This window comes from Luteibacter rhizovicinus, assembly GCF_004342265.1.
In the GTDB taxonomy this organism is placed as follows: domain Bacteria; phylum Pseudomonadota; class Gammaproteobacteria; order Xanthomonadales; family Rhodanobacteraceae; genus Luteibacter; species Luteibacter rhizovicinus_B.
Genome location: NZ_SMCS01000001.1, coordinates 18722 through 41293 on the forward strand (window position 1 = coordinate 18722; position 22572 = coordinate 41293).

At 62.3% G+C, this 22572-nt stretch carries 18 protein-coding genes and 2 tRNA genes; 13 read left to right on the forward strand and 7 right to left on the reverse strand.

Features of this window, described 5'->3' with window-relative positions; translation table 11 throughout:
* Positions 1 to 22: 22 nt before the first annotated feature.
* The 5 genes from lspA to EC912_RS00095 all read left to right on the forward strand — a co-directional run bounded on the left by lspA (position 23) and on the right by EC912_RS00095 (position 2842).
* Positions 23 to 529, forward strand: a complete 507-nt coding sequence (lspA, locus tag EC912_RS00075; RefSeq protein ID WP_132141116.1) for a signal peptidase II — start codon at positions 23 to 25, stop codon at positions 527 to 529.
* Between the two features lie 55 nt (positions 530 to 584).
* Positions 585 to 1526, forward strand: a complete 942-nt coding sequence (gene ispH, locus EC912_RS00080) for a 4-hydroxy-3-methylbut-2-enyl diphosphate reductase (RefSeq protein WP_132141117.1) — start codon at positions 585 to 587, stop codon at positions 1524 to 1526.
* A 42-nt stretch (positions 1527 to 1568) separates the two neighbouring features.
* Positions 1569 to 1644, forward strand: a tRNA-Thr gene (locus EC912_RS00085).
* A gap of 103 nt (positions 1645 to 1747) precedes the next feature.
* A complete protein-coding gene (locus tag EC912_RS00090; protein ID WP_132141118.1) occupies positions 1748 to 2374 on the forward strand; it encodes a DNA-3-methyladenine glycosylase in 627 nt (208 codons plus the stop codon).
* Between the two features lie 252 nt (positions 2375 to 2626).
* A complete protein-coding gene (locus EC912_RS00095; protein ID WP_207906736.1) occupies positions 2627 to 2842 on the forward strand; it encodes a hypothetical protein in 216 nt (71 codons plus the stop codon).
* 14 nt (positions 2843 to 2856) lie between these two features.
* On the opposite strand, the gene EC912_RS00100 is transcribed toward EC912_RS00095, so the two are convergent.
* Entirely contained in the window at positions 2857 to 3117 is a 261-nt protein-coding gene (locus EC912_RS00100) for a hypothetical protein (protein WP_207906737.1), read from the reverse strand.
* A gap of 289 nt (positions 3118 to 3406) precedes the next feature.
* On the opposite strand from EC912_RS00100, the gene pilV reads away from it, so the two are divergent.
* Genes pilV through EC912_RS00130 form a run of 6 tightly spaced genes read left to right on the forward strand, consistent with a single transcriptional unit; the run spans position 3407 to position 10724 of the window.
* The gene (pilV, locus tag EC912_RS00105) at positions 3407 to 3952 is read left to right on the forward strand and encodes a type IV pilus modification protein PilV (protein ID WP_207906738.1); all 546 of its coding nucleotides are present in this window, start codon (positions 3407 to 3409) and stop codon (positions 3950 to 3952) included.
* Positions 3949 to 5265, forward strand: a complete 1317-nt coding sequence (locus tag EC912_RS00110; protein WP_165973500.1) for a PilW family protein — start codon at positions 3949 to 3951, stop codon at positions 5263 to 5265. Before pilV ends, EC912_RS00110 begins: the two co-directional genes overlap by 4 nt.
* 23 nt (positions 5266 to 5288) lie before the next feature.
* Positions 5289 to 5912 carry a pilus assembly PilX family protein gene (locus EC912_RS00115; RefSeq protein ID WP_165973452.1) on the forward strand — a complete coding sequence of 208 codons (624 nt, stop codon included), beginning with the start codon at positions 5289 to 5291 and terminating at the stop codon, positions 5910 to 5912.
* A gap of 4 nt (positions 5913 to 5916) precedes the next feature.
* Entirely contained in the window at positions 5917 to 9645 is a 3729-nt protein-coding gene (locus EC912_RS00120; RefSeq protein WP_132141123.1) for a pilus assembly protein, read from the forward strand.
* A 16-nt stretch (positions 9646 to 9661) separates the two neighbouring features.
* The gene (locus EC912_RS19720; RefSeq protein ID WP_132141124.1) at positions 9662 to 10096 is read left to right on the forward strand and encodes a type IV pilin protein; all 435 of its coding nucleotides are present in this window, start codon (positions 9662 to 9664) and stop codon (positions 10094 to 10096) included.
* Between the two features lie 28 nt (positions 10097 to 10124).
* Positions 10125 to 10724 carry a GspH/FimT family pseudopilin gene (locus EC912_RS00130; RefSeq protein ID WP_165973453.1) on the forward strand — a complete coding sequence of 200 codons (600 nt, stop codon included), beginning with the start codon at positions 10125 to 10127 and terminating at the stop codon, positions 10722 to 10724.
* Between the two features lie 261 nt (positions 10725 to 10985).
* Here the strand turns inward: EC912_RS00130 and EC912_RS00135 are convergent.
* Positions 10986 to 11060, reverse strand: a tRNA-Val gene (locus tag EC912_RS00135).
* Between the two features lie 154 nt (positions 11061 to 11214).
* On the opposite strand from EC912_RS00135, the gene EC912_RS00140 reads away from it, so the two are divergent.
* Positions 11215 to 11547 carry a lipid-A-disaccharide synthase N-terminal domain-containing protein gene (locus EC912_RS00140; RefSeq protein ID WP_132141125.1) on the forward strand — a complete coding sequence of 111 codons (333 nt, stop codon included), beginning with the start codon at positions 11215 to 11217 and terminating at the stop codon, positions 11545 to 11547.
* Here the strand turns inward: EC912_RS00140 and metH are convergent.
* From metH to EC912_RS00155, 3 genes are read right to left on the reverse strand one after another with little or no spacing between them, the layout of a single operon-like run.
* Entirely contained in the window at positions 11544 to 14258 is a 2715-nt protein-coding gene (gene metH, locus EC912_RS00145; protein WP_132141126.1) for a methionine synthase, read from the reverse strand. The genes EC912_RS00140 and metH overlap by 4 nt on opposite strands.
* Complete coding sequence (locus tag EC912_RS00150) at positions 14255 to 15334, reverse strand: homocysteine S-methyltransferase family protein (protein WP_132141127.1); 1080 nt, start codon at positions 15332 to 15334, stop codon at positions 14255 to 14257. Before EC912_RS00150 ends, metH begins: the two co-directional genes overlap by 4 nt.
* Complete coding sequence (locus EC912_RS00155; RefSeq protein WP_132141128.1) at positions 15331 to 16272, reverse strand: ArsR/SmtB family transcription factor; 942 nt, start codon at positions 16270 to 16272, stop codon at positions 15331 to 15333. The genes EC912_RS00150 and EC912_RS00155 overlap by 4 nt, the downstream gene beginning before the upstream one ends.
* A 170-nt stretch (positions 16273 to 16442) precedes the next feature.
* On the opposite strand from EC912_RS00155, the gene EC912_RS00160 reads away from it, so the two are divergent.
* On the forward strand, positions 16443 to 17603 hold the full coding sequence (locus EC912_RS00160) for an acyl-CoA dehydrogenase family protein (RefSeq protein WP_132141129.1): 1161 nt from the start codon (positions 16443 to 16445) through the stop codon (positions 17601 to 17603).
* A gap of 102 nt (positions 17604 to 17705) precedes the next feature.
* Here the strand turns inward: EC912_RS00160 and EC912_RS00165 are convergent, their stop codons facing one another.
* Together EC912_RS00165 and EC912_RS00170 are read right to left on the reverse strand one after the other, a co-directional pair.
* Positions 17706 to 18611: an alpha/beta fold hydrolase gene (locus EC912_RS00165; protein ID WP_132141130.1), complete on the reverse strand. Its 906-nt coding sequence runs from the start codon at positions 18609 to 18611 to the stop codon at positions 17706 to 17708.
* A gap of 657 nt (positions 18612 to 19268) precedes the next feature.
* Positions 19269 to 22568: a multidrug efflux RND transporter permease subunit gene (locus EC912_RS00170; RefSeq protein ID WP_132141131.1), complete on the reverse strand. Its 3300-nt coding sequence runs from the start codon at positions 22566 to 22568 to the stop codon at positions 19269 to 19271.
* Positions 22569 to 22572 lie beyond the last annotated feature (4 nt).

The following is a 22572-nucleotide window of genomic DNA, read 5'->3' on the forward strand; positions in this document are numbered from 1 at the left end:
TCCACGTAAAACGGCGCCTTCCATGACGACTCGCATCAAACCGAACGCCCTGACCTGGCTCTGGCTCGCCGCCGCCGTGATCGTGCTCGACCAGCTGACCAAGTGGTGGGCTCTCACCGCGTTGCAGCCGGCCGAAACGCCGCATCCGGTGATTCCCGGCGTCCTCAATTGGATGCTGACCTTCAATACCGGCGCCGCGTTCAGTTTTCTCGCGGACAGCGCCGGCTGGCAGCGCTGGTTCTTCGTCCTGCTGGCGCTGGGCATCAGCGGGACGTTGAGCGTCTGGCTGAGTCGCACACCCCGGCGCGACTGGCGCACGGCTTTGCCGCTGGCCCTGATCGTCGGCGGTGCGGTGGGTAATGTCATAGATCGCTTCCACGCGGCCAAAGTCACCGATTTCATCCAGGTTTTCATTGGCGACTACCCGTTTCCGGTCTTCAACGTCGCCGATTCGGCAATCAGCGTGGGGGCCGTCGCCCTGATCGTATTCGGCCTGTTTTCAGCGAAGCCCGCAGCCGACGTGCGATAATTCCGGGGTCGGCGCTACCCTTTCGGGCATCGCCATTCCCCTCGTCGAGGTTCGCTTGGATATCCTTCTCGCCAATCCCCGTGGTTTCTGCGCCGGCGTGGACCGCGCCATCGCCATCGTCGAGCGCGCGCTGGAATCCTACGGCGCGCCCATCTACGTGCGCCACGAAGTCGTCCACAACCGCTTCGTCGTCGAGCGTCTGCGCGCCGATGGCGCGGTGTTCGTGGAAGAGCTGGACGACGTGCCGGACGGCGCCACGGTGATCTTCAGCGCTCATGGCGTACCGAAGGCCGTGCGCGAAGAAGCCGACCGTCGCCGCCTGAACGTCTTCGACGCCACGTGCCCGCTGGTCACCAAGGTCCATATGGAGGTCGCGCGCCTCGGCCGCGCGGGCCACGACGTCGTGCTGATCGGCCATGCCGGTCATCCGGAGGTCGAGGGCACCATGGGGCAGTGGAATCCGAACAACGCGGGCAGCATCTACCTCATCGAATCCGTCGACGACGTGCAGATGCTGGTACCCGCCCAGCCCGACACGCTGGCCTTCGTCACGCAGACCACGCTCTCGGTGGACGACACCATCGCGATCATCGCCGCGCTGCGCGCCCGTTTCCCGGGCATCGAAGGTCCGCGCAAGGATGACATCTGCTACGCCACACAGAACCGCCAGGACGCCGTGCGCCGCCTCGCCGACGCCGTCGACCTCGTGCTGGTGGTGGGCTCGGTCAACAGCTCCAACTCCAACCGCCTGAAGGAACTGGCCGAAAAGCAGGGCGTCCCGTCGTATCTCATCGACGGCGCCGAGCACATCGACCGCGCCTGGCTGGACGGGAAAACTCGCATCGGCGTGACCGCAGGCGCTTCGGCCCCGGAAAAGCTGGTCCGGGAAGTCATCGCCCGCCTGCAATCCTGGGGCGCCGGTACGGTCCGTGAACTCGACGGCGAGGCCGAGAACATCACGTTCGCGCTGCCCAAGGAGCTTCGTCTCGCAAGCTGACGCTTGCGCACGAAGGCAAGGATCTTTAGAATTCCGCGTCTCGCCGGAATAGCTCAGTTGGTAGAGCGCGTCATTCGTAATGATGAGGTCGTAGGTTCGATTCCTATTTCCGGCACCAGCAAAATGAGAAGCCCGCGAAAGCGGGCTTTTTTGTGTGCGGCGATCTGGCTACTCCTCCCGGACAATCTGCGTACACTTTCCCTATGTCCGCGAAGCATCCCATGGTTACCGATCGGTATATCGCCCCGAAGCGTCGCACGCGCTGGCCGGGCAGTATCCTTGCGCGGAAATTCTTCCATCGCGATCCGCGCGAAGTCGCTCCCGAACTTCTGAACAAAGTGCTCGCCTGCGCGGACGGCCGCGCGGGTCGCATCGTCGAAGTGGAAGCGTATTGCGGTGCCATCGATCCGGCGGCGCATAGTTATCGCGGCAAGACCGCGCGCAACGCCGTCATGTTCGGTCCGCCCGGTCACATGTATGTCTACTTCACCTATGGCATGCACTGGTGCTGCAATACCGTTTGCGGCGACGAGGGGGAGGGCGCCGGTGTGCTTATCCGTGCGCTGGAACCGATCGCCGGCATCGAGTCGATGCGTGCCGTGCGACCGCATGCCGCGCGCGATCGCGACCTCTGCAGCGGTCCGGCCAGACTGACCCAGGCCATGGGCATTACCGGCGAGCAGAATGGTATCGACCTGGTAAAGGCGCGTCAGGGTTACACGGTGCTGGACGATGGCATGCCCGCGCCGGAGAACGTGCCGGGTTCCGCCCGTATCGGTATTCGCGAGGGCACGGATCTTCTATGGCGCTGGTATGTGGCGGGCAATCCGAATGTCTCGAAACCCTGATGCCGATCCGCTTCCCGATACCGGACCGTGCTCTGTCTGCGGAGGCTCCGGCGAGGTGACCTGTATCGACGAAGATGTGGGTTGCCACATCGTCGTTCCGTGCTGGCGTTGCCAGCCCTTGCCCCCACCCGTAGTCGACGAGACCGGCTGATCCGCGACCTGCCGCACACGGCCGCTTAATGCGACAGGTGCAGAATAGGCGCCGGGGGAATACGGGATGCGCCGTCGACGGAGGTTCGATTGAGCACACCGATGCCTGTACATCTGCGGATCTACGTCATGCATCCACCCGAGCCGGGTGCGGAGTGGGCTGTCCGCGTGGCCGACCACCGGCCTGTTCGTTTTCGTCACGAGCGCGATGCGCTTACTTATGCGCTGAGCCAGGCACGCATCAACGATGCTGCCGGGATGGAAGTGGAGTTGCGTGTCGAAGACGACCACGGCCACTGGCGCGCGGTCGCTTTGTAGAGGCGCCGGTTCGCTCAGGCGGCGGCGAGTCTTGCCATTGCGGCCGAGGTCGGAGGGCCCAGATGCCCGAGCGGTGCATCCGGCAGGAATCGCCAGCGATCGATACGCGCGGGTACGCGCGCTTCGGAATACATATCGCGTATGGCGCCGGCCGCGTGCACCGGTTCGTCGAACCGGCCAACCTCGACTTCGTCGAGCAGGGCGCGCCAGCGATGGCCATGGCGGATGATGCGGAACAGTCCTGATGTCGACTGGTAAACGTATTGTGCCAGCACGGTCGAACTCCTTCTGATTACCCGTGCAACTGTAACGGTCCGCCCGTGACCATCCTGTTATCGAAATGCGGCAATTCGAGGGCATACCGCCCGCTGCGTTCAGTCGGCGATGCCCTGGTCCGGCGTTTTCGCAGAAATAAACGGCGATATCGAGTCGTTTGCGGGATGGGGCGCGGGGAACAAGCAGGGCCGTTCGTCGGATATTGCTGACCGCCGGTCGGCATATGCGCTTCCTCTTCGTTTGTTTAGCCTACAGTTAGGTTGTCGGTATTGGTTTAGGGGAGCCAACGTGGCCCAGGGTCTGTCGCTTCGCGTCCAGCGGGGCGTATCGCTTATCGAAGTCTTGATGGCCGTGCTGATTTTCTGCATCGGTCTCATTGGTCTTGCCGGTCTTCTGGTCATGGCGACCAAGTCGAACCATTCGGCGTATATCCGCACGCAGGTCACGTTCCTTGCGAACAGCATGGCCGATCGCATGCGGGCCAACCCGGTGGGACTGTGGACACTTGCCTACAACGACACCGCTTATCCGGTCAGCGGCACGCCGGACGCCTGCGATGCCACGACGGGCTGCAATCCTGCAAAGGTAGCGCTGCGCGACAAGATCATCTGGAGCCAGCAGCTCACCCAGTCCCTTCCCGGCGTGGGTCCCACGTCCATTAAATGCGTGAGTCCCACCACAGGTTCCGTTCCGGCCGCCCCCTATGCGACGCGGCCTCCTTACGGTGGCAGCTGCACCATGACGATCCAATGGGCCGAACGTGGCATCACCGGCGCCGACGACAAGATCGCCACGGGCAGCCTGCAGTCCTTCACCTGGGTGTTCCAGCCATGAGCCTTACCCACGTATTTTCGCGCGGCCAGCGCGGTGTAACGCTCGTCGAACTGATGATCGCGATGGTCCTCGGTCTTCTCGTCGCTGGCGGCATCGTCAGCGTCTTCCTTTCGACGTCGTCCAGCAACCGCGTCCAGACCCAGATGGCGCGCTTGCAGGAAGAAGGTAGATTCGCCGTGGACCGTATCAGCGGCGATCTGAAGATGGCCGGCTCGCAGTACTGCAGCAGCACGGGCGGCATCGCCAATACGATGGGTGCCGGCGTGGCCCTCGACGCTTTGCGCACACCGAAGATACTGTCGTCGACGATTACGTTTCCGCAGAACACCACGGCATGGGGCACTCCTTATCCGGTGAAACCGACCGTGGCCTATCCCATGCCGTCGTTCCTTTTCATGCGCGGCTACGACTGCACGAAAACCAAGTGCGGTCCGGCCGATCCTTCCGCACCGACGGACGGCGTGCCAAAGATGGGAACGGCGCTCGACCAGCGGGTCGTCGGAGCGTCCGTACTGACCTTGCGTTACGTCGATTCGTCGCGTGGCTGGGCCATTGGTGGTTCCAGCGTGGTGGTCGCCAAGAACAACGGCGACCTCGATCACGTCACCATCGTGCCGAAGACCGGCGAACCGTCCCTAGCCGGCTTCGCGGACGGCGAACAGGCCATGCTCGCGGATTGCTCGACGGCGCAGATTTTCTCCGTCAACGGCAGTCCCGATTTCAAGCCGGATACCACCAATTTTTCTCAGCCACGTGCGCTGCAACCTCAGTCCGCTCCGCGCTTTTTCCGGTTGAAGACCGATCTGCGCACGGTGACTTATTACCTGCAGGTCAAAACGGACGACGGTACGGCGACCGGTAACAAAACCGGTGCGCTGATGCGCTGCGATAGCGGGACCACGGGACCCTGTGCCGAGCTCGTGCGCGGCGTCGAACGTCTGGACTTCCGTTACGGCGTCGAAGATTCCGACGGACTCACGCATTTCCTGAGCGCGGCGGAAGTCGATTCGAACAACACGGGTAAGATCGCCTGTCCGCCGAATGCCCCCGATGCGCTCACGCCGGACACGGGTTGCCTGTGGCGTGCGGTCAAGAGCATCGAGATGCACCTGTTGATGGACGGACAAGTTCCGCTGTTCTCGCTGACGGCACCTGAAATCGCCTTTACCTATCAGCCCGATGCCATCACGACGCCCGCGGCCCCGAACGCGCGTGGCACCAATGGCATCGCTCCCTCCGACCAGGGTTTCGACGATCACATGATCCGTCGCGAATTCTCCACCCTGGTGATGATGCGCAACTACAACCCATGAACACCGCTTCCAAGGATCGCGCCATGAACGTCGACGCCCGCATGCGTCAGCCAGCCGCTCCGCGCAGGGAGCGCGGCGTCGTGCTGGTGGTCGCACTGATCTTCCTTCTGCTGATCACGCTATTGGCGATCAGCTCGTCCGGTTCGTCGCTTTTGCAGGAAAAACTGGTCGGCGGCCTGCGTAACTCGCAACTGGCGGAGTGGAGTGCGGAGACCGCCCTGCGCGGCGCCGAATGGCGTCTGTGGACAGCCAGCGGCGACCCTTCCACGCGCATGAAATGCGGTGCGTTTGCGCTGACCGACTGTTACGAATACAGCCCGGATCCCGTCACCAACGTAACGACGTTCCGTACATCGGATGGCTGGGTGACGACCGGCGCTACGAAGTACGACGCGGTGGATTTCACGGCAGCCAGCAAGGACGCGACGTTCCATCTCTACAGCGATCCGTACTACATCATCGAAGATCTTGGCATGGAGCTCCCGCCCAACGCGGGCTTGCAGCACGAATCAGGTTCCACGGGCACGGGCGGCACGGGCTATACGAGTACGAATCGCCATATCTATCGGATCACGGCGCGCGGCGTCGGCAACAACCAGAACGCGATCCGCGTCCTGGAAACCACGTTCGCAGCGAAGAGCGACTGACGCCATGACCTCCCTGTCCAGCAAATTCCATCTGTTGCGCAACGTGGCCCTGGGTCTGGGCCTGTGCGTATTCGGCGGTTATTCGGGTGTGTCGGTCTCGCAGACCACGACCACCTACTACACCACCGACCTCAGCACGACGCCGCCCGATCTGACGGTGGGTGTCGCGCCGAATATCGCGGTGACCTTCGACGATTCGGGCTCGATGGGTTCGACGAATTTGCCCGATACGTTGGATGGTACCCAGAGCAAGAAGTACTACTACTCATCGAAGACGAATTCGCAGTACTACAACCCCGCCATTACCTATTCGGCGCCGCTCACGGCGGATGGCGTGACGCCATTTGCTTTAGCCGTCTACGGGGACAAAAAAGGAGGCGGGGCATGGCGCGACGGCATCTGTGCGAATACGACGAAATTTGCTGTAACAAGCAATGGCACCATAGATACCAATACACCTTGCACGGCGACGGTCAATCTGAGCAACAACTTCAGGAGTGGTTTCGGTAACAACACCACTTCGGGCAGACAGGCCTACCAGAGTGGCGTCAGCGACATCGACAGGACGTTGGCCGGTGGGCAGGATGGCGGCTTTTATTACACCTGCCCTACGGTATTGTCGGAGGCGGGCTGCGTCATCACTACGCTGAGCAGTGGAACGGATGCGGACAGGCAGAATTTTGCCAATTGGTATTCCTACTACCGCACTCGTAATTTGATGACGCGCAGCGCGATATCGGACGTTTTCGCGGGTCTTGGTAGCACCATTCGCGTTGTTTTCCAGAATCTCAACAACAGCAACTACGTTCTTACCGGAGGCACGACTACGTTCGATGCTTTCGCGGACACGTCGACAGGCGTCGGTCCACGCACCACCTTTTTCAAGTGGTTGTATGCCGTAAACGCCAGCGGCGGCACACCGACCCGCATAGCGATCAAGAAAGCCGGCGACATTTTCATGACCGGCAACAACAATACGATCAGAAAAACGAACAAGAATCCTTACTTCGAACCGAATATCGGCACGGACGGCACGGGTCTGGAGCTGTCCTGCCGCCTCAACTACAGCCTGCTGGTAACCGATGGTTACTGGAACGGCGGCGATCCTGGCATTCCCGCGAATACGGTGCAGGCCAGCACGATCACCCTGCCGGACGGAAACGTTTACCAGGGGGGCAGTTCGGGTAACGCCGAGGCGAAGATATTCTGGAACGTGCCTGCTACTACAACTTATTCGACACTTTCGGATATCGCGTTCAATTATTGGGTGACCAATCTGCGGCCGGACTTCAAGAACGCCGATGGCACGCCGAAGCTGGGTGTTCCGCCATCTTTTACGGATTACTCCGATGCGAGCGGCAACGCCGTCGCATGGAACGGTACGGGTACCGTGCCTGCTGCGATCTACTTCAACCCGAAGAACGATCCGGCGACCTGGCCGCATCTCGTTCAGTTCATGATTACGCTGGGTATCGACGGCACGCTGGCATACGACGGCGACTATGCGGCACTTCGTAAAGGCACGAAGAGCTGGCCGACCCCGACGGGTACGGGCAACGGCGACGCTACCGACATCGACGACACATGGCATGCAGCGGTCAACAGTCGAGGTCAGTACTTTAGCGCGCGCGATCCGGCTGCGTTGACAAAGGCACTGTCTCAATTGCTCGCCCGCATTATTGCCCGCACATCGTCGTCGGTTGCCGGTGTACTCAATACCGCCGTGCTGAGCACGTCGAGCGTCACGTATACGACCGGCTACGACAGCGCGAGCTGGGTCGGATCGCTTCTTGCCAAGTCGGTCGACTCGACTGGCGCGATAGGGTCGACGTTATGGGACGGCTCTGCTCTGCTTACCACGCGTAACAAGGCGGGCGATTCGCGCGTCATCCTGACGAGTACGGCTTCGGGAAGCGGCAATGGTGCCGCGTTCCAGTGGGCGTCGGTCCAGGCGGCCCTGACCGCCGTCGATTCTACGTTCAATACGGGTAGCACGGGTTCGGACAGGCTCAAGTACCTGCGTGGCGACACGACGAAGGAAGGCACCAGCTTCCGCACCCGCGTATCGGCACTCGGGGCGATCATCAACTCCCAGCCTGTCTATGTGGCCTATCCTGCCAGCGGGTATCGCGACAGCTTCCCCAATGTCGGCAAAAATACGGCGCCCGAAATGGCCGTCGACACCTCGGGTGCGTTGAAATACAGCTACGAGCAGTTCGTCGCCGATCATCAGAAGCGGGCGCCCACGCTGTACGTCGGCGCCAACGACGGCATGCTTCATGCGTTCGACGCGACGACGAGCAGCACCAAAGCAGCCGATGTCGACGTCACGCCGGACCCCGGCAAGGAGCGCTGGGCATATGTTCCGTTTACGGTGTATGGCAGTCTGAACAGCCTTACGCCCAAGTCGGGCTTCAACTTCGTGCCTACCGTCGATGCGACGCCTGTCGCACGGGATGTTTTCTTCAGCGGTACCGGAAAGGTGGGCTGGCATACCATCCTCATCGGCGGTCTGCGCCTCGGTGGTCGCGGCATCTACGCGCTGGATATCACGAATGCCAGTGCTTCGGAGTCCTCGCCGAACAGCACGGTACTCTGGGAATTCAATAGCGACAGCGTCGATTCCACCGGAACCAACGTTGGCGCGAATCTCGGCTATACGTTCGGTAAACCGAACGTAGGTCGCCTGGCCAATGGCAAGTGGGTCGTCCTTGTTCCGAGCGGCTATTTCCCAACCGGTAGCAAGGTTGCCGCAGCTTCCAATACAACCAGTTCGCTCTTTGTCCTCGATGCAGAGACCGGCGCGGTGATCAAGGAACTGAAGACACCGACCTCGATAGGCGGCATCAGCAACATCGTGAGCTACGGTCTTTCGTCGGCCGTCCTCGGGGATTACAACAACGATCAGGTCGACGACGTGGCATTTGCCGGCGACCTGCAGGGCAACCTGTGGCGCTTCGATCTCGCCGATCCGTCGCCAGACAAGTGGGCCGTCACGCTGGCTTTCCGGCCGAAGACTCCGGGCGATAGACCGATCACGGTCATGCCGCGTCTGTTCTCCGATCCCACGTCTTCTTATTTTATGGTGGTCTTTGGTACGGGCAAATACCTCGGCGCCACCGACAACACGGTGTCCGACGCGAACAGCAAGGTCCAGGGCATATACGGCATCCGCGATCGCGGTCCGTCCAACACGGCTCCCGTCGTCGAGGGTACGAGTACGCTCGTCGAACAGAAGATGGCCGAGGTAAGCAATGTTCGCGGTCTCACGACCAATGCCGTTCCCGCGACCCTGTCCGATGGCACGGTAGTCTACGGCTGGTTCATCAACCTCACCGTGGGCACTCCCCAGACGAACAAGGGCGAGCGCGTGGTCGTCGATGCCACGGCGCTGTTCGACAGCGGTCGCGCGATTATCACCACGCTCATTCCGGGCAGTACCGATCCCTGCGACCCGGTTCGCCTGGGTGCTGTCCTGGTGATCGACGCGGCAACCGGCGGTGCATCCAGCGGCGTGAGCGCGGGTAGCGTGTCGATGACCACCGGCTATACAGTCGCCGGTGCTCGCGTGAAGAACGTCCCGGCGGGCGGCGGATTACCCGCAGCGACGGTTATCGGCGGCGGTAAGATCGTCCTGCCAGGTATTTCGCTGCTGTCCGATGGCACACCGCTCGGCATTGGCGATGCGATCTGGCGTCGTCGCTCGTGGCGGGCGTTGAACAATGGCAACTGAGTCCGGGGGAAGGTCGATGAAGCGTATGCAGGAACCGCTGCGAGTGGGTGGTTTTACTTTGATGGAGCTGATGATCGTCGTCATCATCATCAGCATCCTGGCGGTGATCGCGGTGCCCTCGTATAACCGGTACGCCTACCGGGCACGGCGCGCGGAAGGGCAGGGCATGCTGATGAAGGTCGCGGTGGCGCAGGAGCGTTACTACGCGACCTACAATAACTACGCTGGATCCGTGACGACGGACCTGAAGTTCGCAACGGACACGACGGATAACGGGTACTACAAGATAAGCATCGGGAAAGTCGGCACCTCCGACTACACGACGGCCTATATAGCAACGGCAACGGTGCAGTTGGGGCAGACGAAAGATGCCTGCGGAAATCTGACAATCGATTCGCGCGGCACGAAGTCGCAGACCGGGCAGACCAACGTCAACGGCACGTGCTGGTAAGCCGGCAGGGGACAGGGGAATGATCGTGGTGAACATCCGTACGAAGAACGCCGGCTTCTCGATCGTCGAACTGATGATCACCATCATGGTGCTGGCGATTCTCCTTGCCATCGCCGTCCCCAGCTTCCGCAGCACCATGCGGCGCTCCAATGTCAGCAACGTCGCCAACAACCTGATGGGCGACCTGCAATACGCGCGCGGCGAAGCCGCCACGCGACACAAGTTCGTTTCGATCTGTCGCAGTCTCGATGGCGCCACGTGCACGACGGACAACAAGGATTACGACCTTGGCTGGCTGGTATACACGTATGACGCAGGTACCAAGGGTGCGAACCAGACCTATGATTCGTCCAATGCCAGTCATCAGCTCCTGCGCGTCGGCACACCGCAGACGCGCGTCTCGATTCAGGCAACCGATGGCGCTGTCCTGACCTTCGGTCTGAGCGGTCCCGTCGTCGCGAATAGCACGCGGACCACGGACACGTTTCTACTGTGCTCGCGAAAGAATGGCGTGGACACGGGCGTGGGTGAGAACAACAGCGAAGTGGCCGGCTCGCAGATCGTGGTTTCGATCTCAGGTTCCGTGGCATCGAGCAAGCTGGCAGCCGGGGCCGCCTGTACGCCGTGATCGTTCACGTCACGCATGGCACATCGGCAGCCGGGAGGTTGGGCTTCGGACACAAAGTGTGCAGCTTTGCCGCTCCGTAGGCTTTCGCGCGCAGGCGCGCTCCCACAGAAAGCGACGTTCGCCGGAATCGAGATGGTGGGCGGTACAAGGATCGAACTTGTGACACCTGCCGTGTGACGGTTCGTTGCTACACGCACGCTCGCAGAAGCGCCTGGCTAAACGAAGAAATCCCGGCGCAAGGCCGGGATTTCGGTATTCGGATGGTGGGCGGTACAAGGATCGAACTTGTGACACCTGCCGTGTGAAGGCAGTGCTCTACCGCTGAGCTAACCGCCCATCGCGAGGGCGGAATTCTACGGGGCGGCGGGTCCGGGGTCAATCGCCTGAACGAAAGCACCTGCTTCGACGGGTTCTCAGCATCGCGTAAGACCGGTGGCGACGCCTGAACGGTACAATGCGCTCGATTTTCGACCGCCCCGGACACGACATCATGCATGAAGCCCTCGCCGACCTCCACCTCCTGACCCTGACGCCATGGAAGATCATCGGCCTGCTGGGCACGCTGCTGTTCACGGCCCGCTGGTTCGTGCAGTTCTACGCGACCAAGAAGCAGAAGAAGGTCGTGGTACCGATGTCCTTCTGGTACCTGTCCGTCGTCGGCAGCGTGCTGACGCTGGCTTACTTCATCTGGGGCAAGAACGACTCCGTGGGCATCATCCAGACGGCCTTCCCGATGCTGGTGTCGTTCTACAACGTGTTCGCCCACCTGCGCTCCCGCAACCACGAGGAAACGGTGCGCCCGGGCGGCCCCGAAGAGACTTAATCGGGGTCGTAGTCGAGATAGGGGGCCAGCCAGCGCTCGGCTTCCGTCCGGTCCCAGCCCTTGCGCTTCGCATAGTCGTCGACCTGCTCGCGGGTCAGGCGACCCACGACGAAGTACTGGCTCTCGGGATGGGAGAAGTACCACCCGGAAACCGCCGCGGTGGGATACATCGCGTAGCCTTCGGTCAGTTCGATCGTCGTGTTCGCGGGAGCATCCAGCAGTTCGAACAGCGTGCCTTTCTCGGTATGCTCGGGGCAGGCGGGATAGCCGGGGGCGGGGCGGATGCCGCGGTATTTCTCGGCGATAAGGCTGTCGTTATCCAGCGACTCTTCCGGCTCGTAGCCCCAGAATTCCTTGCGCACCCGTTCGTGCAGGCGTTCGGCGAACGCCTCGGCGAGGCGATCGGCCAGGGCCTTGAGCATGATGGACGAGTAGTCGTCGTGTTCCGCTTCGAAACGCGCGACATGCTCGTCGATGCCGATACCGGCGGTGACCGCGAAGCCGCCAACCCAGTCCTGCACGCCACTGTCCTTCGGCGCCACGAAATCGGCGAGGCAGAAGTCGGGGCGTTCTACCGGCTTGTCGACCTGCTGCCGGAGATGACGCAACGTGGCGATGGGCTTGCGCTTGCCCGTGCCCGTGCCCGTGCCCGGCTCGGCATAAACCTCGATATCGTCGCCGTGATGCGCAGCGGGCCAGAAGCCGATGACGCCCTTCGCGGTCAGCCACTTTTCGGCAATCAACTTGTCGAGCATGCGCTGGGCGTCGTTGTATAGCTCGGTCGCCTGTACGCCGACGACTTCGTCGGTGAGGATGGCCGGAAACTTGCCCGCCAGTTCCCATGCGTTGAAGAACGGCAGCCAGTCGATATACCGGCGAAGTTCCGCCAGATCGTAGTCGGCGAAAACCGTGATTCCCGGCGCTTTTGGCGTGGGTGGTTCATACGCTGCCCAATCGCACGTCCAACGCTGGGCGCGGGCCTTGGACAGCGGAACGAGGCTCTTGCCCGGCCCACGATTGCGGTGACGCTCGCGTACCTCGGCGTAGTCGGCGCGGACCTTGGCAATGAAGTCTTCCACCAGGTCCTTGCTGACCAGCGACTGCGCCACGCCCACGGCGCGAGAGGCGTCTTTCACCCAGACCGTCGGCGCCTTGTAATGCGGCTCGATGCGCAGCGCGGTATGCGCGCGCGAGGTCGTTGCGCCACCGATCATCAGTGGCACGTGGAAGTCCTGGCGCTGCATTTCCCGCGCGACCTGGCTCATTTCTTCCAGCGACGGCGTAATCAGGCCGGAGAGGCCGATGATGTCCGCATTCTCGGCACGCGCGATATCGAGAATCTTCTGCGTGGGCACCATTACACCGAGATCGATCACTTCGAAGTTATTGCATCGAAGCACCACGCCGACGATGTTCTTGCCGATGTCGTGCACGTCGCCCTTGACGGTGGCGAGCACGATCTTGCCGTTGTTCTTGCCGGCATCGCCCGTGCGCAGCTTCTCTTCCTCGATGAAGGGAATGAGATGGGCCACGGCCTTCTTCATGACGCGCGCGGACTTGACCACCTGCGGCAGGAACATCTTGCCGGCGCCGAACAGGTCGCCGACATGGTTCATGCCCGTCATCAGCGGACCTTCGATCACGTCGAGCGGGCGCGACGAAAGCTGGCGCGCTTCTTCGGTGTCTTCCACGACGTACTGATCGATGCCGTGCACCAGCGCGTGACTGAGTCGCTCGCGCACCGGCTTCTCTCGCCATGCCTGGGTTTCGACAACGACCGTTTCCTTGCCGCCGCGATATTTGTCGGCGATTTCGAGAAGTCGCTCGGTGCCATCGGGACGACGATTGAGGACGACGTCCTCGACGCGTTCGCGAAGTTCTTCGGGCAGGTCGTCGTAGATGGCCAGCGCGCCGGCGTTGACGATGCCCATATCCATACCGGCGCCGATGGCGTGATACAGGAAAACCGAATGGATCGCTTCGCGAACGGGATTGTTACCGCGGAACGAAAAGGACACATTGGAAACGCCGCCGGAAATATGCGATGCGGGAAAACGCTTCTTCAGTTCGCGCGTGGCTTCGATGAAGTCGACAGCGTAGTTATTGTGTTCCTCGATGCCCGTCGCCACGGCGAAGATGTTCGGGTCGAAGATGATGTCTTCGGGCGGGAAATCGAGTTCGCCGGTCAGCAGCTCGTACGCACGCGAGCAGATTTCCACCTTGCGTTCGCAGGTGTCGGCCTGGCCGGCCTCGTCGAAGGCCATCACGACCACGGCCGCGCCGTACTGACGAACCTTGCGGGCGTATTCGAGGAACAGCGCTTCGCCTTCCTTCATCGAAATGGAATTGACGATGCCCTTGCCCTGCATACAGCGCAGGCCGGCCTCGATCACGCTCCATTTCGACGAGTCGACCATGATCGGCACGCGCGCGATGTCGGGCTCGGAGGAGATCAGGTTCACGTAGCGCGTCATCGCCGCTTCGGAATCGATCAAGCCTTCGTCCATGTTGACGTCGATGATTTGCGCGCCGCTTTCGACCTGCTGGCGTGCGACGTCGACCGCTTCTTCGTAGCGGCCTTCCTTGATGAGTTTGCGGAACTGCGCCGAGCCGGTGACGTTCGTGCGTTCGCCGACGTTGATGAAGTTCAGGTCCGGCGTAAGGATCAGGGGTTCCAGACCGGAAAGGCGCGTATAGCGGATCGTGTTCATGCGGCTGATGCGGTGTCCTTCGACCATGCACGCGGTGCATATGGCTGCACGGCGTTGGCGATGGCTTCGATATGGGCGGGCGTGGTGCCACAACAACCGCCGACGATATTCAGCAGGCCGTCGCGTGCGAACCCGGCGATGACGTCGGCCATCTGTTCGGGTGTCTCGTCGTATTCGCCGAAGGCGTTCGGCAGGCCGGCGTTCGGGTGCGTGCTGACGAAACTGTCGGCGACGTTTGCCAGGGTCTGCACGTGGGGGCGCAGGTCTGCAGCGCCGAGGGCGCAATTCAGTCCTACGGACAGCGGGCGGATATGCGAAACCGAGTAATAGAACGCCTCGGCCGTCTGTCCCGAAAGCGTGCGGCCCGAGCGGTCGGTAATCGTGCCGGAGATCATCACCGGCACGCGCCCGCCCAGCACGAAGAAGAGCTGGTCCAGCGCGAAGAGTGCGGCCTTGGCGTTCAGTGTGTCGAAGATCGTTTCCACCATGATCGTGTCGGCGCCGCCTTCGATCAGCGCACGTGCCGCCTCGGTGTAATTGGCGGCGAGTTCTTCGAAGCTGACATTGCGGAAGCCCGGGTCGTTCACGTCGGGCGAGATGGACGCCGTGCGACTGGTCGGGCCGAGTACGCCGATCACGAAGCGCGGGCGGTCCGGCGTCAGCGCCGTCATGGCGTCACAGGCTTCGCGCGCGATACGTGCGCCTTCGCGATTCAGTTCGGGTACCAGGTGTTCCAGGTGGTAATCCGCCTGGCTGACGCGCGTGGCGTTGAACGTATTCGTTTCGATGAAGTCGGCGCCCGCGCGCAGATAGGCTTCGTGCACGCCGCGAATAATCTCCGGCTGCGACAGCAGCAGCAGGTCGTTATTGCCTTTCAGGTCGCACTCGCCCGGATGGTCGTGCTCGTGATGGCTGTCGTGACCGGCGGAGAAACGATCGCCGCGGTAGCCGGACTCGTCCAGCTGGTGGCCCTGCAGCATCGTGCCCATGCCGCCGTCCAGAATCATGATGCGCTCGCGCAGGCCCTTTTCGAGCAGGGCGACACGATCGGGGTGGAGCCAGGGCAGGGTACTCATGCGTTCGACCTCGCGGGGCGGCGGGCAAGCAGGCTGATGACTTCGAAATGCGGTGCGCGACGCTCGCGGCTGAGGCGCTCGCAACTGATGACCTCCAGGCCGGCATCGACCGCCATCGCCCGGAGGCCCGTACAGCTGAAGCCGAGATTGCGATGGTCGAAGGGCTCGACGACCGCGCGGTGATCGTGTTCGCCAAGGGTCGCGGCAAGGACGCGGCCACCGGGTTTCAGCACGTGCGCGACCTGCTCGAAGACCTTCGCCGGCTGTTCGGAATAAGTGAGGGCGTGCAGCAGCAGGACAAGGTCGAAGCGGTCGGCGCCCAGGTCCAGCGCATGCATATCGCCCTGGCGAACTTCGACGTTCTTGTACGACGAGAGGCGGGTGCGCGCGGCTTCCACCACGCGGTCGCTGCTGTCGATGCAGACGATCGAGCGCGCGTGCGGCGCCAGCAGTTCGGCGGTCACGCCGTCGCCGGAAGCGATGTCCAGCACGTCGCCGGTCTCCAGCAACTGGAGCAGCGAGCGGGCGACGGTCTCCCAGGTACGTCCCGGGGAATAGTGACGTTCCATATCGCCGGCGACCGTATCGGCCCAGCCTTCGGCGCGCGCGCGCTGGGCCAGGACGGAGGGCAGGCGTTCGGCGTCCTCGCGGATCAGGGCGTCGTTGATCGTGTCGCGCAGCGAAGTGACCAGCGTGTGCAGGGTCGGATCGGCCTCGCCGTTGAAACGGTAATAGGCGGACACGCCGGCCCGGCGATCGCGGACCAGCTCGGCTTCCTTGAGTTTTGCCAGGTGCGTGGACACCCGGGGTTGGGCCAGGTGCAGTACCGCGGCCAGTTCGGCCACGGTCAGTTCCTCGCGCTCAAGCAGCGCCAGCAGGCGCACGCGGGTCGGATCGGCCAGCAGGCGCAGCACCGTGGACGCTGTCGACAAGTCCATGCCGCATCCTTTTATCGCGATAAAGAGATGCATAAGGCTAGGCCCCGTCGACCGGCCCGTCAAGCGCTCGTGTTGCAGCGCACAGGGGATCGGGCTCGAACGCCCGTTAGAATAGCGGGCTTTCCAGTCCCATTACTTAGCCGCCCGCGTGTACGGCACGGAGTTGTTCCATGGATTTCCGCTTTACCGACGACCAGCTGTCGATTCAATCCATCGCGCGCGATTTCGCGCAGAAACGCATTGTGCCGGTCGCCGCCGAATTCGATGCCAGGGGCGAATTCCCGCTCGATAACATCCGCGAGATGGGCCAGCTCGGCCTGATGGGCATCGAAGTGCCCGAAGAATACGGCGGCGCGGGCATGGACCCGGTGGCCTACGTGCTGGCCATGGTCGAGATCGCCGCGGCCGACGCCGCGACGTCCACCATCATGTCGGTGAACAATTCGCTGTTCTGCAACGGCATCCTGAAGAACGGCAACGAAGAACAGAAGCAGACCTACGTCCGCGCGATCGCCTCGGGCGAAGCCATCGGCGCCTACGCGCTGACCGAGCCGCAGTCGGGCTCCGACGCCTCGAACATGCACACTCGCGCCGTGAAGAACGAGAACGGCGACTGGGTCATCAACGGCAAGAAGAGCTGGATCACCTCCGGCCCCGTCGCCGGTTACATCGTGCTGTTCGCCGTCACCACGCCGGGCATCGGCGCGCGTGGCGTCTCGGCCTTCATCATCGACACCAAGCTGCCGGGCTTCCATGCAGGCAAGACCGAGCCGAAGCTCGGCATCCGCGCCTCCGCCACGTGCGAAATCGAATTCAACGAATACGTCTGCCCGAAAGCAAACCTGCTGGGCGAAGAGGGCAAGGGCTTCTCCATCGCCATGGGCGTGTTGGACGCCGGCCGCATCGGTATCGCATCGCAGGCCGTCGGCATTGCACGCGCGGCGTACGAAGCGACGCTGACCTGGTCGCGCGATCGCAAAGCCTTCGGTCATCCCATCGGCACGTTCCAGATGACCCAGTCCAAAATCGCCGACATGAAGTGCAAGCTCGACTCGGCTCTGCTGCTGACCCTGCGCGCCGCGTGGACGAAGGCCCAGACGGACAAGAACGGCGGTCGCTTCGGCACCGAGGCATCGATGGCCAAGCTCGTCGCTTCCGAAGCGGCCATGTGGATCACCCACCAGGCCGTGCAGATCCACGGCGGCATGGGCTATTCGAAGGAAATGCCGCTGGAGCGTTACTTCCGCGATGCGAAGATCACGGAAATCTACGAAGGCACCAGCGAGATCCAGCGTCTGGTCATTGCGCGTGCGGAGACGGGGCTGCGCTAAGCAGGGCCGTTCCGAAAAAAAGCCCGGCGAAAGCCGGGCTTTTTTATGCGCACGACACGCGAAGGGATACCGGCAGAAGATGCCTGCCTCCCAGCGAATCGCCTAAGCACTAGTCCGTGTTGCGAGAAGCGCATTGCCAACAATGGCTCGCACGATGGCTTCGTATAACGCGGGCGGCAGATCGTGCCCCATCCCTTCGAAAACCAGCAATGTCGCATCGCCGATATTGGCCGCGGTGTCCTCGCCTGCTTCCACGGGCATCAACGGATCGCTCGCTCCGTGTATGACAAGGGTGGGGATAGCGATGCTGTTAAGCCGTGATCGACGGTCGCCAGCCACAGCGATGGCGGCGATCTGCCGGCCGAATCCGGCGGGGTTGTACGCTCGTTTTACTTCAGCCAGGGACTGAGCGCGCTGGGCGGCTTCGTCGAACGGATAGCCAGGACCAGCGATCACTCGGGAGAACGCGACGCTGTGTGCCAGGAAACCTTCTTCATCTTCCGATGGATCCGGCGCGCGCCGGGTCAGCACCGCCATCGCTTCGGGCGTAGCTGGCGGCAAGCCAGGATTACCGGTGCCGGACATGATGGAGGTCAGTGACAGCGCGCGATGAGGATGCTCACTGGCAATCACTTGGGCAATCATTCCACCCATCGATCTACCAACGATGTGCGCCCGCTCGATCTCGAGCGCGTCGAGGAGCCCGATCGCATCATCGGCCATGTCATAGAGGGTATAGGGCACATCCGGTTGCTCGCCACGCCCCAGGGCGAGCGCCACGGTCGTGAAGTCGGGCACCGGGGAGTCGTTGAAGTGAGTCGAAAGACCGACATCGCGATTGTCGAAACGAATCACCCGGTAACCATGCGATGCCAGGAGTTCGCAGAATGCGACAGTCCATCGAATCATCTGCACGCCAAGGCCCGAGACCAGCAGAATGGGCTCGGCATCGCTCGCGCCGAAGCTTTCGTATTCGATAGCGATACCGTTGGCTTCGAGCTTGGGCATGGTGCGTTTTTCCTTTTGGGAAGGCGTTCGATCGCGGCGGGAATGCAGAATGACGAGGGGCTATTTATATCCGGGTAAAAGTTAGCTTGTCAATATTACCCGTATAATATTTTAAGCGGGTAAGTGCCCCGGCCGTCAGGTTTCAGGCAATCCCAGGGTTCGGCGAGCGACTTGATGCGAGGAATCGAAGCGTGGGCTTCCCCTCACGGCGTCATCTCCCTCGCCGTCACCCCGGCGTCTGCAGCGACCACACCGGGCAAGACCGAACGCTGAGGTTTCAGCTTGAAAACGACCATTGCCGTCGCGACAACCGGTCGCCTCGCCGCGGGTTCCGGCGTGCGCCGGAACGACGGTGAGGGCGCGTGGATGCTTTCGACCTACTCCGAAAAACGCGTGCAATTTATTGAGAGCACGAAACTGCGGCTCTTCGCCACAACACGCCCCACTATCCGGCAGGCTCTGTGCCGTGCGTACCGATGTACGACGCTGCGGCGAAGAGCTGATCGAGCGTGATCGCGACAACCGCATGCACCGCACTGGGTCCCTGCCTGCGCAGGGACGACGGTGAGGGGTATGTGTGGTGGTTGAGGGTGGCGGCTGGCTTCGGGTTTTGCCAGCGCCCACAAAAAAAAGCCCGGCTTTCGCCGGGCTCTTTCATTACGTCCGATTCTGTCCCCGTCTAGGGTCGGAATCGAAGGCGGTCATGTCGCCTACGTTGGTGGCGTGCGGCTGGTTCGGGCCGCCGGGGCCGTTACCGTTCGGACCGCTACCTTGCGGGCCATGGCCGGTCGGGCCGCCGTCGTGGTCGTCGCCGCCGTGATGCGGCATCTTCTTCGACACCTCATCCAGCTTGTCGCCAAGCAGGCGACGTACACTGACGTAGAACACCGGAATCAGCAGCAGGCCAAGGAACGTGGCGAACAGCATGCCGCCGATGACGCCGGTACCGATGGCGTGACGCGAATTCGCGCCGGCGCCGGTCGAGATGGCGAGTGGGAACACGCCGAGGATAAAGGCCAGCGACGTCATCAGGATGGGACGAAGACGCAGACGAGCCGCCTCGATCACACCTTCGCGCAGCGTCTTGCCTCCTGCCTGCTGCTCCACCGCGAACTCCACGATCAGAATCGCGTTCTTCGCCGCCAGACCGATAACGGTGATCATGCCGATCTTGAAGTAGATATCGTTCGGCAGGCCACGCAGCATCGAGAATACGACCGTACCCAGAATGCCCAGCGGCACGACCAGCAGCACGGACACCGGAATCGACCAGCTCTCGTAAAGCGCCGCCAGACAGAGGAAGACGATCACGATCGACAAGGCCATCAGCATCGTCGACGAATTGCCCGACAGGATTTCCTGGTAGGACTGACCCGTCCAGTCATAACCGAAACCCTTCGGCAGACCGTTGTTGACGATGCCTTCCACGACCGCCATCGCCTGACCGGTGGAATAACCCGGTGCTTCGTTACCGACGATTTCCACGGCCGAGTAACCGTTGTAGCGGTTCAGCGTCGGCGCGGCCATCGTCCACTGCGAATTGACCACGGTCGACAGCGGAATCATGTTGCTGTTGGTCGACGACGTCGTGGTGGACGACGCGATCGTGCTTGGCGTGAAGATGTGCTGGAACGCATCGTTGCCCATGCGGTACGGCGCATCCGCCTGCAGCATGACGCGCTTCACGCGGCCTTCGTACGAGAAGTCGTTGATGTATACCGGCGCCAGCGTCAGCTGGATGGCGGTATAGATATCGCTGACCGAAAGGCCCATCGTCTGCGCCTGCGTGCGATCCACATGCAACTGCAGCAACGGCGCGTCTTCCAGCGTGTTGGGACGAACGCCCATCAGCGCCTTGTTCTGTGCCGCCTGACCGAGAAGCATGTTGCGCGCCTGGGTCAGCTCGTCACGCGTCTGGCCGGCACGGGCCTGCAGATACATGTCGATACCGCCGAACTGGCTCAGGCCGCGGATGGTCGGCAGGTTGACCACGAAGATCGTGGCATCCCTGACCGCCTGCATCTTGCCGTTCGCCTGCTGGATGAACTGGGTAGCCGTCAGGTCGCGCTCGCCCCAGTCCTTCAGGCGGATGAACGCCATGCCCACGTTTTCGCCCTGGCCCACGAAGCTGAAGCCGGAGATCTGGAACACACCGTCGACCGCCGGATCCTTCTTCAGGATACCCAGGATGTCACCCATGGCCTTTTCGGTACGGGTGATGCTGGAACCCGGCGGCAACTGCACGATCGCCAGTGCGTAGCCCTGGTCCTCGTCGGGCACGAAGCTCGTCGGCAGGCGGGTGAACAGGAAGCCGCAAAGCACGGCCACCAGCACGAACACGATCATCCAGCGCGGAGCGTGACGCACGGCGCCGCCGATGTGGCCGGCATACATGTGCGTGACGCGGTCGAACACCTTATTGAAGCCGCGATAGATGAAGTTCTTCTTCTCGTTGTGTTCGGCGCGAAGAATGGTCGCGCAGAGTGCGGGCGTGAAGGACAGGGCGAGGAAGGCCGAGAAGCCCATCGACACGGCGATGGTCAGCGCGAACTGCTTGTAGATGATGCCCGAGGCGCCCGGCTGCAGCGCGGACGGAATGAACACCGCCGCCAGCACCACGGTGATCGCCACGACGGCGCCGGTGATCTGACCCATCGCCTTGCGCGTCGCTTCCTTCGGAGACAGACCCTCCTCGGACATGATGCGTTCGACGTTCTCGATCACGACGATCGCGTCATCGACCACGATACCGATGGCCAGCACCATGCCGAACAGGGTGAGCTGGTTGACGGTGAAGCCGAGCGGCGAAAGACCGAGGAACGTACCGAGCAGCGCGACCGGGATAACCAGGGTCGGGATGATCGTGGCGCGGAAGTTCTGCAGGAACAGCAGCATCACCAGGAAGACGAGGATGATCGCTTCGATGAGGGTGTGAACCACTTCCTCGATGGAGATCGTCACGAACTTCGTGGTGTCGTACGGGGCGAACCAGGTCACGCCGTCCGGAAAGCTCCTGGACAGTTCGTCCATCTTCGCGCGCACGGCGTTCGCAACGTCCAGCGCGTTCGCGCCGGGCAGCAGCTGCACACCGAACGAGCCGGTCGAAATGCCGTTCCACGTCGCGTTGAAGCCGTAGTTCTGCGGCCCCAGTTCGACGCGTGCGACGTCCTTCAGATGAACGATCGTACCGTCGTTGTTCGCGCGCAGGATGATGTCGCCGAACTGCTCGGGGTTGGTGAAGCGACCCTCGGCGGACACGGTGGCGCTGAAGCCCTGACCGTCGACGGCCGGATCGGTGCCGAGCGAGCCGGCGGCGAACTGGACGTTCTGCGTGCTGAGCGCGGTACGCAGGTCGGTGGCCGAGAGGCCGTAACCCTGCAGCTTGTCCGGGTTGAGCCAGACGCGCATCGCGTATTCGGCACCGAGCTGACGCGTGCTGCCCACGCCCGGGATACGGGCGATCTGGTCCAGCACCTGCGACGACACGATGTCGGTGAGGCGGTTGCCGTCGATCGCGGGGTTGTTGGAGGTCAGCGCGACGAACATCAGGAAGTCGGGATTGGCCTTCGCCACCACGACGCCCTGCTGGGTCACTTCACTCGGCAGTCGCGGTGTCGCCAGCGATACCTTGTTCTGCACCTGCACCTGGGCGATGTCCGGATCGGTACCCGTTTCGAACGTCAGGGTAACCGTCGCCGTACCGCTGGAGCTGGAAGCGGAGCTGAAGTACAGCAGGTGATCGATACCGGTCAGCTGCTGCTCGATGACCTGGGTGACGGTCTTTTCGGTCGTGTCCGCGCTCGCACCCGGATAGGTCGCCGAAACGGTGACCTGCGGAGGCGCGATATTCGGATACGACTCGATACCCATGTTCAGCAGTGCGATGGTTCCGCACAGGCTGATCAGGATCGCCACCACCCAGGCAAAGATGGGGCGGTCGATAAAGAAACTCGGCATGGTG